The following is a 12,943-nucleotide window of genomic DNA, read 5'->3' as shown; positions in this document are numbered from 1 at the left end:
GAGGGCATCAGGCCGCACCACACCCGGCAAGATCCCATGCTATGCTGTTGGCCGAAAAACAGACCAACACATTGCAGGGGAGAACATGGGTTCCACAAAAAGAGGGATGCTGAATGTCCTGATCGCCGCCGTGTTATGGGGCAGTTCAGGGGTTTGCGCGCAGTACATTATGGAGAAGAGTCAGATTTCTTCGCCTTATCTGACCATGATTCGTCTGCTGTTTACCGGCGTGATTTTACTGACACTCTCTTTCGTCCACGGTGACAAGATTTTCTCAGTGATCAAACATCGCAAAGACGCCATCAGCCTGCTGATTTTCTCACTGGTTGGCGCGCTCACGGTCCAGCTCACGTTCCTGCTGACGATTGAAAAATCCAACGCCGCTACCGCGACTGTTCTGCAATTTCTCTCCCCGACCATTATCGTGGCGTGGTTCGCGCTGGCGCGGAAAAAACGGCCTGGGATATTTGTCCTCTCGGCGATTTTGACCTCCCTGATTGGCACTTTTTTACTGGTAACGCACGGCGATCCGACATCACTGTCTATCTCCCCTGCGGCGCTGTTCTTTGGTATCGCCTCGGCCTTCGCCGCCGCGTTTTACACCACCTACCCCTCGACGCTTATCGCCCGCTACGGCACGCTGCCGATTGTCGGCTGGAGTATGTTGCTGGCAGGACTGATGCTGACACCGTTCTACGCCGGGCGCGGCACCACCTTCGTGATTGATGGCAGCCTGCTGCTGGCCTTTTTCTATCTGGTGGTGATCGGCACCGCGCTGACCTTCAGCTTGTATCTGAAAGGCGCGCAGATGATTGGCGGGCCGAAAGCGAGCATTCTGAGCTGCGCCGAACCGCTGAGCAGCGCGTTGCTGTCGGTGCTGCTGTTAGGGGTGGCGTTTACGCTGCCGGACTGGCTGGGGACGTTGTTGATTGTGTCGTCGGTAGTACTGATTTCGATGGATTCGAGAAGGCGGGTTCAGACACCGGTGTAAGCTGATGTCCCCTCACCCCGGCCCTCTCCCCACAGGGGCGAGGGGGAAAAAACCGCACCCAGCAGTCCCCTTTCCCCACAGCGGTGAGGGGGAAAAAACCGCTCCGAGCAGTCCCCTCTCCCCACAGCGGTGAGGGGGGAAAAGACCGCTCCGAGCAGTCCCCTCTCCCCACAGCGGTGAGGGGGGGGGAAAAACCGCACCGACCAGTCCCCTCTCCCCACAGCGGTGAGGGTGAAAAAATCGCTCCGACCAGTCCCCTCTCCCCACAGGGGTGAGGGGGAAAAAACCGCTCCGAGCAGTCCCTCTCCCCACAGCGGTGAGGGGGAAAAGACCGCTCCGAGCAGTCCCTCTCCCCACAGCGGTGAGGGTGAAAAAATCGCTCCGAGCATCCCCTCTCCCCACAGCGGTGAGGGTGAAAAAATCGCTCCGAGCAGTCCCTCTCCCCACAGCGGTGAGGGGGAAAAACCGCACCGACCAGTCCCCTCTCCCCTGTGGGGAGAGGGTTAGGGTGAGGGGGGAGAAATTTATGACTTCACCTTCCCCGCCACCAGCAGTGCCGTCAGCAACATCAGCGTACCGGATATCACCAGCGGTGACGTTAGCCCCAGATTATCCAGCGCATAGCCGCCTATCGCGGCGCCGCAGGTATTTGCCAGCTGAATCACCGCCACCTGAATGGAGCCGGCTTTTTCGGCCTGATCGGCAAGCGTTCGGGTGATCCAGGTGGACCATCCCACCGGCACCAGCGCGAAGGCAAAGCCCCAGATTATCGCAATCGCACTCGCCACCCACTTATCGCTCCCCCACAGAATCAGCACCGCGGCGCTGATCGCCAGCAGCAGCGGCGCGCCAGCCAGTGCAAGCTTGAGCGAACGTTTCAGGAACTGCGCCGACAGCGACGTGCCGACAAAACTCGCGATACCAAAACTCAGCAGCACCAGCGTCAGACCATCGACATCAAAGCCCGACAGGGTCATGAAGACAGGACGAATATAGGTAAAGAACGCGAACTGCCCGGCAAACGCCATAAAGATGGCGGTCATTCCGGCCAGTACGCCGGGACGTTTCAGCAGGCTGAACATATTCTGCTTATGGTGCGCGGCTTCGCCCGGCAGCGACGGCAGCGCCTTCCACACCCAGAAAATACACAGAATGCCCATGATCGCCGCGCCGTTAAAGACGTTACGCCAGCCAATAATACCGCCCAAAAAACTGCCCAGCGGTGCGGCGATCACCAGCGCAATCGAGACGGCGCCGAAGATCACTGAGAGCGCTTTCGGCACTTTGCGCGCGGGCACAAGCCGCATCGTCAGCGAAGCCGACATCGCCCAGAACCCGCCGAGGCCCAGCCCCAGACAGGCGCGCCCCAGCAACAGCAGGGTAAAGTTATCGGCAAACGACACCAGCACACAGGAGAGCGTTAACAGAATGGCGAAAAAAATCACCACTTTGCGGCGGTCTATTGTGCCAATCACCTGAGTGATAAACAGGCTGGCAAACATCGCGACAAACGCCGTGACGGTAACGGATTGCCCCGCCACACCCTCAGAAATACCCAGTTCCTGGGCCATCGGCGTCAGCAGGCTGACGGGCAGAAATTCAACGGTAATCAGGCAGGCGACGCAAAACGCCACGGAGAAAACCGCCGACCAGTTGGGGCGGGAAACCTCTTTGGTCTGCGGCGTGGGCGTGGTCTGGATATATTCGGTCATGGCGTCACCTGAGGATCAAAACGTGCGGAAAAGTCGCGCAGTTTATCATCAAAAGTGTGACGAATTTAACGTTTTGACAACTTTTATTGAAAGTGACCGTTAACCCACAGACATCCCGGAGGGGTCTCAGTGCAGGAAAAAAACACCCTCTTCAGGCAAAAACAGCCGGTTATAGCGCAGCTGAAAAGCGTTGAACTCCTGCGGATCGGGATCCATTTCACGCATAAACCCCAGCGCCAGGCGAATTTGCGCATCGGTAATCGGCGCGGCAAGACGCGCTTTACGCAGTAAACTATGCCAGGTGTGCAGGTTTTCTTCGCTGCCGTCCACAATACAAACCTGCCAGATGAGCAGCACCTGCGCAGCGTTTTGCAGATGGGCCTCGTCCGGGCGCTCCAGATAGCGGATAAACTCATTGCCTGCGGTTTTACCAAACTGGTCGATCATCGATTCCAGCGGCATCGGCGTAACGCCCAGGCGTTCACTCAGCCGTTTGATCGCACGACGGGAATCAGAGGTCAGGATGCGAAATCCGACAACAAACACCACTGCCAGGGTGGCCAGCATTATCCAGACCATGAGTTCTCCTTAATATTGGACGCTCATCATATCGGGAAACGCGGTGTTGTCGACAGAGTAAAACATGCTGTAAGGGATCGGAAAACAGAGGCGGGAATAAAAAAAGCCCGGCGGTCAACCGGGCAAAACGTTACCTGCACAATCAGGCGGTTTTCAGTTGTTGAATGCGTTTTTCGCGACGAATTTTGCGCTCTTCCAGCACGGCCACCATTGCCATCAGGCAGATACAGGCGATCGCGGCGGCGTCCAGTGCGGCAAATGTGCCCGCCCAGCCGGTGAGACCGAACACCGGCGTACCGTCGGCAATCATCCCGAGACCCAGCTTGGCGAAGCTGTCGCCGATCAGATAGGCGAAGGTGCCTTTAATCCCATCGGCAGCGCCGATCGCTTTTTTCGGCACAAATCCGACGGCCGCAACGCCGATCAGCAGCTGTGGACCAAACACCAGGAAACCCAGCGCGAACAGCGAGGCAAGATAGATGTACTGGTTACTGGCGTGCTGGTAGACACCCAGCGTGGCGATAATCAGTGCCAGCGCAATACATGCCACCAGCGCACGACGCCCATTCGCCAGATCCGACAGCCAGCCCCACAGCAGCGTACCGACCAGCGCCCCCACCTCAAACAGGGTAAAGCCCTGAATCGCCACCTCTTTGGAGAGCTTAAGCTCCTGGAAGGCATACACGGTGGACCACTGGTCGATACCGATGCGCACCACGTACAGGAAGATATTGGAAAAGCACAGCAGCCAGATGACTTTGTTTTTCAGCACATACTCAACAAAGATCTGCCATTTGGTCATCGACTCGTCTTCAGCTTCTTTGTCCTCTTCGCTCAGCTCTTCGCCAAACAGCTCTTCCGCTTTGCCCAGACCGTAGGATTCCGGGGAGTCGCTGCCGTAGCGCAGGCCGATAAAGCCAACAATTAACGCGATAATCGACGGGAAGATGAACATGCCGATCACATGGCCGTCGAACAGGAAATTGGCACCGAACAGCGCCACGCCTGCCGCACCCGCCCCGCCAAGGTTGTGCGAAATGTTCCACATGCCAAGATAAGTGCCGCGCTTGCGACGCGGGGTCCATTTGGTAATGGTGGAGTAGCTGCACGACCCGCCGGTACTCTGGAAGAAACCGCTCAGGGCATAGAAGGCGATCATCATAAACAGGCTGACGGAGCCCGCGCCCATGCTGGCGCTGAAGCCGAGCATACAGATGGCCGAGAGGATCAGCATAAACGGCAGGAACTGCTTGGTGTTTTTACCGTCGGCGTAGTAGGAGACCAGCGTTTTACCGACACCGTAGGTGATGGAGAAGCCCAGTCCGATCATCCCCAGTTGCGTCATGCTCAGCCCGTAGGTGGAGATCATGTCATTCTGGGCGATGTTGAAGTTTTTGCGGATCAGGTACATGGTCAGGTAGCCGATGAAGACCACCAGATAGGACTGCATGAACGGCTTGAACCACATTTTGCGCCGCATCTCGAGCGGCAGATCCAGGGTCGGCTTGCGCACCTGGTTTAGAAAGGCCAGCATCAAAAACTCCTGATATGAATACCTGCGAATGGCAGGCATTGTAAAAATCAGCAGCTCAACTGGCCTGAGACAGCGTCCAGGCGAAACCGGGAAAATTTCTTAGTTTTGCCCCACTCAGGGGAAAAAGGTGAAGCGCATCACGCTTCGCGAGTCTCGCGCGGTGCCTGGGCGTTCAGGAATGGCAGCAGCAACAGCGCAGAAATTCCGGCGGCGATGGCGATCACCGCGAAGAAACCGCTCCAGTGCCAGATGTCGATCACTCGCGCCAGCGGCCAGCCGGAAAGGGACGCACCAAGATAGGCAAACAGGCCAACAAACCCGGTCGCCGCACCCGCGGCGTCTTTGTGCGAACACTCCGCCGCCGCCATGCCGATCAGCATCTGCGGGCCAAACACAAAGAATCCGGTGGTGAAGAAACAGGCCGCCTGCATCACGTAGCTGGCAAAGGGCATCAGCCACAGCGACCCCACGGAGAGCAAAATCCCGGCCGCAAAAATCAGGTTCATCGGCCCGCGGTTGCCGTTAAACAGTTTGTCCGAGCCCCAGCCCGCGACCAGCGCGCCGATAAATCCGCCCAGCTCAAACATCGTGACCGCCGAGTTGGCGGTCACCAGATCGACGCCGAGCGTCTCGGACATATACAAATTGCCCCAGTCGTTGATCGCCGCGCGGACCACGTACACCAGCACGTAGCACAGCGACAGCAGCCAGATGTACGGATTCAACAGCACGTATTTGGTGAGAATTTCTTTGCGCGTCAGTCCCGCCCCCTCCTGCTGCTGGGCGATCTCCATCTCATCGTGTCGCCAGTCGCCCACCGGCGGCAGCCCGACGGTTTCCGGCTTGTCGCGCAGGCGCCAGCAGAGAAACAGCCCGGCGACGATCGCCAGACCGCCCGCAATCATCATTCCCGCTCGCCAGCCGTAGTGCAGCGCCGCCGCGCCCACCACAATGGGGATCAGCGCCCCGCCCACGTTATGCGCGGTATTCCAGACAGCCCACCAGCCGCCACGCTCGTTACGCGAGTACCAGGCCGTCAGCAAACGGGCGCAAACCGGCGCGCCCCAGCCCTGGAAAAAGGCGTTCAGCGCCCACAGCATGGCAAAGGCCCACAGCGACGTGGAGAAGCCAAACAGGATATTGACCACTCCGGTGGCGATCAGCCCCAGTCCCATAAAGTAGCGGGCGTTGGAGCGGTCGCTGACAATGCCGGAGACGAATTTCGACAGACCGTAAGTGATATAAAACAGCGTCGCCAGCAGGCCGATATCGGTGCGCGTCATCACCCCGCTGGCGAGGATTTCCGGCGCGGCGGCGTTAAAACTTTTGCGCGTAAAATAGAACAGCGCATAGCCCAGCCAGATGGTGGCCAAAATATGCCGCCGCCAGTAGCGGTAACGTTCGTCAATTTCGCGTTTATCGCCCACGGGCGCGGCATTTGCTGGTGTTTTCAGAAAGGTTAACATCATCGTTCCTCAGGCATAACGCAGCGGCAAACTAACGCTGACTCGCGTGCCGTGGGTGCAGGAAATCGCCAGCGTTCCGCCGAGTGCGGTGACGCGCTCGCGCATTCCGGCCAGACCAAAACCCTGCTGTCCGGATCCCGGCGGCAGCCCACAGCCGTCGTCTTCGAGCACCAGCATCAGGCGCTCATCCTGCTGCCAGCCCTGCAATGTCACCGCGCTGGCGCTGGCGTGCTTCACAATATTGTTCAGCCCCTCCTGACAGACGCGAAACAGCGTGACGCGCTGACCTTCACTCAGCAGCGATTCATCAATATTCCAGTCGAGATGGCTGACAATACCGCGATCTTCCAGCTCCATCTCACGCATCAAAGAACGCACCGCCTGCTCCAGCGTAAGGTCATCCAGCTGGCGCGGGCGTAACCGTCCGAGCAGGCGACGAACCGAATCGTAGACTCCCAGAGAGAGCTGTTCGATATGCGCTCCGCCCTGCATTACGCCGGCATTTTCCGGTGCCAGGCGCTGAACAATCCCCGCCTGAGTGCGAATGGCAGTGATGGTCTGGCCAATATCATCGTGCAATTCACGCGCCACTTCCTGACGCACGCTCTCTTCGGTTTCCAGCAAGCGCTCGGCGAGGCGGCGATTTCGCGCCAGCTCGTTTTGCAGCGACTGATTCAGTTCACGCAGGCGCTGAATACCCGCGCCCAGCAGCAGTCCTGTCAGGCTTTGTGCCAGTAATGAGAGTAATAAATCGACCGGATGATCGTGCCAGGTCTGGCTGGCTATCAGCGCAATGGCATTCATCAGCGTGGCGATCAGCGCCCCTTGCCAGCCGTAATGCCAGGCCAGCGCGATAATCGGCAGCGCCAGACAAAACGGCGTAAAGCGGGACAGCTCGGCAGGCAGACCCAGCTGGAGCCACAGGCTCACCACAAACAGCAGCAGATACCAGATAAGATGCCGGGCACGCCAGTTCACCGGCTGGGAAACCAGCGCCGGGCCGAGCGGCTGCCAGACGGTGCTGGTGAGATAGTGCCAGATCACCAGGCACGTGGGGGCCAGCGTCAGCCCGCCGGTCAGCGTCAGCAGCAGCGCGTTCAGCATCTCCTGCTCGCCCGTCCACGGCAGGGACTGTAACAGCGCAGCGGCGATCAGCGCCCCGCCCTGACGCAGCAACGTGCGCCAGTCGCGCTGATGGCGATAACGGGAGATCAGCACCACCGGCAGTAGCGTCAGCAGGCCCCCGATCATCAATAAGGGCAGATGCGCCAGCGCCACTTCCCGCGCCAGCCAGACCAGCATAATCCACTCGGCCCCCAGCAAGACCGGCCAGTAGCCGCGCGGGCATTGCAGCATCAGCCCCAGACGCAGGCCAAACGGGAACAGTAGCACGGCCAGCTCAGGGCGTTCGACCAGATGCAGGCTGATGCTCCACAGACAAAACCAGGCTGCCGAGAAGATAAAAAAACTGGCGACAATGGCGACCAGTCGGGAGAAAAGCGCGTTCATTGCCAGCCGTCAAACATACGGCGGGCCAGCTCTACGTCGTTACTGACGCCGAGTTTTTCCATCAGATTGGCGCGATGGACGTGAACGGTTTTGGGCGACAGCCCAAGCTCCACGGCAATCTCTTTCACCGCCATCCCCTGCGCCAGTTTTTCCGCCACCTGCCGTTCCCGTTTGGTGAGCGGATCCTGCCGTCCGGCCGCCAGCTTAATGGCAATATCCGGCGTCAGATAACAGCCGCCCGTGGCGACGGTGCGCACGGCGGAGATCAGCTCATCGGGGCTACAGCGTTTGGAGAGAAACCCGCGCGCACCGGCGTTGAGCGCCTGTTCGACCAGCGCCGGGCTGTCGTGAACCGAGAGCATAATGGTCGCCATCCCTTTGGGAAGCAGGCTTAATAATTCCAGTCCGGAGAGGTCCGGCATGGAGATATCGCAAATACAGACCTGCACGCCACGCCCCGGTAATCCGGCCAGCGCCTCGCGGCCAGAACCAAATTCACCCACAACCTGAAAATCAGGCTCAAGGCTCAGGAGCTGGGCAAAACCGGAGCGGACGATAAGGTGATCGTCGATCAGAGCGATGGTGGTCATGATGCTTTCCTGGCGGATAAAAAACGCGCTTACCTTAACGATAAGCGCGTTGCCGTTCAAGCCTTGAGCGATTTACTCAAAAAACACCGCAATTTTGTTAAACATGGAGGGATCGGACTGGTTGCGGATCACCCTGACGACATCTTCCAGTTTTTCGATCTGGCTAATCATCTGCCCCAGACGCTGGTCATCGTTTACCAGTAGCCAGATGCGACTGTGCTGGCTGCCGTGAATCGGCAAACAGAGAATGCCTTCTACGTTAAACGCGCGACGGGCAAACAGGCCGCAAACGTGGGTCATGACGCCGGGATGGTTGCGGACGGTGAGTTCAAGAATAACGTTGTCATGTGTGGTCTGTTGCATGGCTTATTCTCCCACCATTTCAGTATTGGCCGCACCCGGCGGGACCATCGGATACACTTTTTGTTCTGGATCGATGCGGACGTGGATCAGCGCCGGTCCCGGGCGTGAAATGGCTGCCTGCAAAGCCGCATGCGCATCCTCTTCGGCGTTCAAATCACAGGTGTGCAGGCCAAAACCGGCCGCAATCTGCATAAAGTTGATCATCCCCGGATAGGTCGCGGCAAACACGCCCTGCTTGTAGAACAGACTCTGCTGCTGATGGACCAGCCCCAGCGCTTCGTTATTCATCAGGATAATTTTCACATCCAGCTGGTTTTCGGCAGCGGTCGCCATCTCCTGAATATTCATCATCAGACTGCCGTCACCGGAGAAACAAATCACTTTGCGATCCGGGTTCGCCAGGGCCGCACCGACAGCCGCAGGCAGGCCAAAGCCCATCGTTCCCAGACCGCCGGAAGTCAGCCACTGACGCGGACGGTTCAGCGGATACGCCTGGGCGGTCCACATCTGATGCTGGCCGACATCGGTGGTAATAATCGCGCTGTCATCCACGCAGGCGGCCACGGCGTTAATCAGGCCGTAGTGGCTTAACGGGTCGCCTTCGGTCGGGATGGCGCCCGGAAACTCTTGCTGCAACGCCGCGACAAGCTTGCGCCAGTCGGCGTTTTCGCTGGCGTGCGTTTGCGGGATCAGCTGCACCAGAACGTCGGCCACGTCGCCCTGAATCGCCACGTGCGGCTGCTTGATTTTGCCCAGTTCGGCGCGGTCGATATCGACGTGAATGATCTTCGCATTCGGGCAAAACTGCTCGGTTTTGCCGATCGCCCGGTCATCAAAACGTGCGCCGAGAACAATCAGCAAATCAGCCTCTTGCAGGATGAAATTGGTACTGCGCGCGCCGTGCATTCCCAGCATGCCCAGCGACAGCGGATGCGCTTTTGGCAGCATGCCCAGCGCCATTAAGGTCATGGTGGTGGGCAGATTGGCTTTTTCCGCAAACGCGCGCACCTGTTCAGCGGCGTTGATCGCTCCACCGCCCAGATAGAGCACAGGGCGTTTCGCGGCGTTAATCATCGCCGCCGCATCGCGCACGCTGTCTGCGCTGAATTCCGGAGACGGCGCGCGATCGCCGGGTTCAGGGAAGCTATCAATGTCGATTTCCGCGGTTTGTACGTCCTTAGGAATGTCTATCCACACCGGGCCGGGACGGCCTGACTGGGCAATGCGGAACGCATCGCTGATCACCTGAGGTAACTCGGCGATATCGCGAACCAGATAGTTATGTTTAGTGATGGGGATAGAGATGCCGTAGGTGTCCACTTCCTGAAACGCATCGGTACCAATCATTGAAGACGGCACCTGGCCGGTAATACAGATCAGCGGGATAGAGTCGAGGCGCGCATCGGCAATCGCGGTCACCAGATTGGTAGCGCCAGGTCCGCTACAGGCCATACAGACGGCGGGTTTGCCCTGAGTACGCGCCATGCCCTGCGCAATAAACCCCGCGCCTTGCTCATGGCGAGCCAGAACGTGACGAATCTGCGTACTTTGACTTAAGGCGTCATACAGCGGCAGAACCGTTCCGCCGGGAATACCCGACACCAGGGTGATACCCTGTCGCTCCAGTAAATGAACGATTAATTGCGCGCCAGTAAAACGCGTCTGAGTTGATGTTGTGCCCGAACTTGCCATGCTCCAGTCCTTTTGTTCTGAGCCGACTTTACGCGTCGCATTTCAGGTTGCAGATGCGTTGGCTGCGTTCACTCACCCCAGTCACATACCTATGTACGCTCCTGGGGATTCGCTCACTTGCCGCCTTACTGCAACCCGAACTACTTAGCGTATCCGGGAGGGGTTCTTAAACGAAAAACCCCGCCCGGTTTGCGCCGGCGGGGTTTTGGATTCGTGTGTTGATCCAGTCCCTACGGCGCATTGCCGACGACCACCACCACACGTACGACGACCACTGCGGCAGGTTGCGCAGTTTTTAGTAGGGTCGACGTCATCATGGAAGTTGTCATTGGGGACCTGTGTTTAGAATCATTGATAGAATTTATACAAACACAGGTTTTCTGGCGTGACAATGGAAATATTTTCATCCACACAAATTTGTGTCAGGGATCACGTTTCGTTTGTAGAGCGATGAAAACAAAAAACCTCGCCGGAGCGAGGTTTTTTTCAGGGTTTGCGGTTGGTTTCCGCAGAACACACTGTGGTACGTCAACGCAAGAAGTATACGCGATCGACCACGAACGCGCAATTTTAGGGCTCTTTTTTGACGAATCTAAGTATGGATCAGCCCACCGAATTTGTCGATAAAATACTGTTCATACATCCAGTATTTATCTATACTGATTTTGTTCACAGTGCGTTATGGGGGCCGCAAGCAGTAACCGGCGCAACGAAGTCCTGGCTGAAACGGGTGGTGCCGTCAGTGCCTTAACCCCCAAATGAGCACACTGTGTTACGTCAACAAAGGTGCTGGCAACAGGCGGCGGAGAGGTACGCCAGCATCGTGCTCCTTCTGCCAGAAGGAGGCGCGTATGGGCATCGTGGATATGGTCATTCTTATCCTGAAACTCATTGTTGCGGTACTGCAACTGCTTGATGCTGTCCTGAAATACCTGCGGTAAGTCAGGTTCAAGTCGCACCTGAGAGGGGCGGGAAACCGCCCCTCTTTAATAACGAGGGAATGCTATGTCGCGTCTGTTGATTGAGCCTGTTACGCCTGATGAACCGGGCTATATCGCGTTGAAAGCAGAAAGTATCGCCTTGAATTTCAATATGCTGCGCAGGCTGGAAGAGAACTGGTTGCGTGGCGAAAATCGCTTTAACGCGCCGGGTGAAAAACTGCTGGGCGCGTTTCTGAACGGCAAACTGGTTGGTGTTTGCGGTCTTAATCGCGATCCCTTCAGCCAGCAACCGCGCGCCGGGCGCATCCGCCACCTGTATATCAGCGAAAAGTATCGCGGCCAGGGGATTGGCAAGCAGCTGTTATCAGTGGTGACCGCGGACGCCAGTGTCTGGTTCGATTTCCTCAATACCCACGCGCCGCAGACGGCCTGTGGCTTTTATCGCCATGCCGGATTTACGCTCGTCGCCGACGAATCACGCGTGACTCACCGTCTGTTTTGCGACGTGTAGCCTGCTGGCAGCAGTGGCTTGTGAATGTTACAGTGATGTGACACTCACAAAATTTCTGTGCCATGACTATCACCGTTTTTTGCATTTTGCTTTTCGCTGCGCTGTTACATGCAAGCTGGAACGCCATTGTCAAAGCCGGAACGGACAAGCTCTATTCCGCCATCAGCGTGAGCGGTTCCGCCACGGTTATCGCCCTGCTGCTCCTGCCTTTCTCCCCGCAGCCGACCGCCGCAAGCGTGCCGTTTTTGATTGTCTCCTGCGCCCTGCAGGTGGTGTACACGGTGCTGGTCGCTAAGACCTATCAGGTGTCGGATATGAGCCAGACCTATCCGCTGATGCGAGGAACCGCACCGCTACTGGTTGCCCTGATCAGCGTGTTTATTCTGGGCGATCGCCTCTCCTGGCTCGCCTGGACAGGCATTGGCGTGATTTGCTTATCCATCCTCGCTATGGCGCTCAATGGCCGCACGCAGTCGCGCAAAGGCATTGGGTTTGCGCTGCTGAATGCCTGTTTTATCGCAGCTTATACCCTTGTTGATGGAACCGGCGTACGAGTGTCAGAGACGGCGCTGGGCTACACGCTGTGGACATTCTTCATGAACGGCTTTTGCCTGCTCTGCTGGGCCATGATGGCGCGTCGTCGTGAAGCCTCCGGCTATCTGCGTTTGCACTGGAAGAAAGGCGTGGTCGGCGGCATCGGCACGATGGGCTCTTACGGCCTCGCGCTGTGGGCGATGACCCAGGCTCCGCTGGCGGTCGTTGCCGCACTCCGTGAAACCTCCATTCTGTTCGGCGCGGCAATCGCCTTTGTGCTCCTGAAAGAGAACGTTGCGGGAGTGCGTATTGCCGCTGCGCTGGGTATCGCGGGCGGGGCAATTTTGCTGCGCCTGGCCTGATCCACGCTGGCAACAATTGTTGCCGAACATTGTTTACAAATCCTGCCTCTCCCCTTCTTTTCATTCACCATAGCAATGGTTAACTTATCATCGCGTTGTGGTAGATTCCTCGCGCATTTATGGTAATGCGCAGTCACTTATTCTTTATTTCTCTCTTTT

The 12,943-nt window shown here is 57.7% G+C and carries 13 protein-coding genes; 4 read left to right on the top strand and 9 right to left on the bottom strand.

Annotated features, from left to right (window positions below; all coding sequences use genetic code 11):
- Positions 1–85 precede the first annotated feature (85 nt).
- Positions 86–991, top strand: coding sequence for an EamA family transporter (locus SOM82_RS00175; RefSeq protein WP_154128744.1), 906 nt, complete (start codon positions 86–88; stop codon positions 989–991).
- Between the two features lie 524 nt (positions 992–1,515).
- Here SOM82_RS00175 and nepI read toward each other — a convergent pair.
- The 9 genes from nepI to ivbL all read right to left on the bottom strand — a co-directional run bounded on the left by nepI (position 1,516) and on the right by ivbL (position 10,765).
- The gene (nepI, locus tag SOM82_RS00170) at positions 1,516–2,703 is read right to left on the bottom strand and encodes a purine ribonucleoside efflux pump NepI (RefSeq protein WP_320460622.1); all 1,188 of its coding nucleotides are present in this window, start codon (positions 2,701–2,703) and stop codon (positions 1,516–1,518) included.
- A 126-nt stretch (positions 2,704–2,829) separates the two neighbouring features.
- On the bottom strand, positions 2,830–3,282 hold the full coding sequence (locus SOM82_RS00165) for a DUF1198 domain-containing protein (RefSeq protein WP_320460621.1): 453 nt from the start codon (positions 3,280–3,282) through the stop codon (positions 2,830–2,832).
- A gap of 142 nt (positions 3,283–3,424) precedes the next feature.
- Positions 3,425–4,816 (bottom strand): hexose-6-phosphate:phosphate antiporter UhpT, encoded by a 1,392-nt coding sequence (uhpT, locus tag SOM82_RS00160; protein WP_154128747.1) that lies wholly within the window; start codon positions 4,814–4,816, stop codon positions 3,425–3,427.
- Between the two features lie 137 nt (positions 4,817–4,953).
- The gene (locus SOM82_RS00155; protein ID WP_320460711.1) at positions 4,954–6,282 is read right to left on the bottom strand and encodes an MFS transporter; all 1,329 of its coding nucleotides are present in this window, start codon (positions 6,280–6,282) and stop codon (positions 4,954–4,956) included.
- A gap of 9 nt (positions 6,283–6,291) precedes the next feature.
- Positions 6,292–7,791 (bottom strand): signal transduction histidine-protein kinase/phosphatase UhpB, encoded by a 1,500-nt coding sequence (gene uhpB, locus SOM82_RS00150; RefSeq protein WP_320460620.1) that lies wholly within the window; start codon positions 7,789–7,791, stop codon positions 6,292–6,294.
- Entirely contained in the window at positions 7,788–8,381 is a 594-nt protein-coding gene (uhpA, locus tag SOM82_RS00145; RefSeq protein ID WP_154128750.1) for a response regulator transcription factor UhpA, read from the bottom strand. Before uhpA ends, uhpB begins: the two co-directional genes overlap by 4 nt.
- 72 nt (positions 8,382–8,453) lie before the next feature.
- Positions 8,454–8,744: an acetolactate synthase small subunit gene (gene ilvN, locus SOM82_RS00140; protein WP_154128751.1), complete on the bottom strand. Its 291-nt coding sequence runs from the start codon at positions 8,742–8,744 to the stop codon at positions 8,454–8,456.
- 3 nt (positions 8,745–8,747) lie between these two features.
- The gene (gene ilvB / locus SOM82_RS00135) at positions 8,748–10,436 is read right to left on the bottom strand and encodes an acetolactate synthase large subunit (RefSeq protein ID WP_320460619.1); all 1,689 of its coding nucleotides are present in this window, start codon (positions 10,434–10,436) and stop codon (positions 8,748–8,750) included.
- A gap of 230 nt (positions 10,437–10,666) precedes the next feature.
- Positions 10,667–10,765, bottom strand: coding sequence for an ilvB operon leader peptide IvbL (gene ivbL, locus SOM82_RS00130; protein WP_154128753.1), 99 nt, complete (start codon positions 10,763–10,765; stop codon positions 10,667–10,669).
- A gap of 522 nt (positions 10,766–11,287) precedes the next feature.
- Here ivbL and tisB point away from each other — a divergent pair.
- The 3 genes from tisB (at position 11,288) to SOM82_RS00115 (ending at position 12,784) form a co-directional block, all read left to right on the top strand.
- Entirely contained in the window at positions 11,288–11,377 is a 90-nt protein-coding gene (gene tisB, locus SOM82_RS00125) for a type I toxin-antitoxin system toxin TisB (protein ID WP_154128754.1), read from the top strand.
- Between the two features lie 64 nt (positions 11,378–11,441).
- Complete coding sequence (locus SOM82_RS00120; protein ID WP_320460618.1) at positions 11,442–11,888, top strand: GNAT family N-acetyltransferase; 447 nt, start codon at positions 11,442–11,444, stop codon at positions 11,886–11,888.
- 62 nt (positions 11,889–11,950) lie between these two features.
- Positions 11,951–12,784, top strand: coding sequence for an EamA family transporter (locus tag SOM82_RS00115; RefSeq protein ID WP_320460617.1), 834 nt, complete (start codon positions 11,951–11,953; stop codon positions 12,782–12,784).
- The last annotated feature ends 159 nt before the right edge of the window (positions 12,785–12,943 follow it).

The organism is Lelliottia sp. CFBP8978 (genome assembly GCF_034046055.2).
GTDB lineage: Bacteria > Pseudomonadota > Gammaproteobacteria > Enterobacterales > Enterobacteriaceae > Enterobacter.
This window is presented reverse-complemented; position numbering and strand designations above follow the sequence as displayed.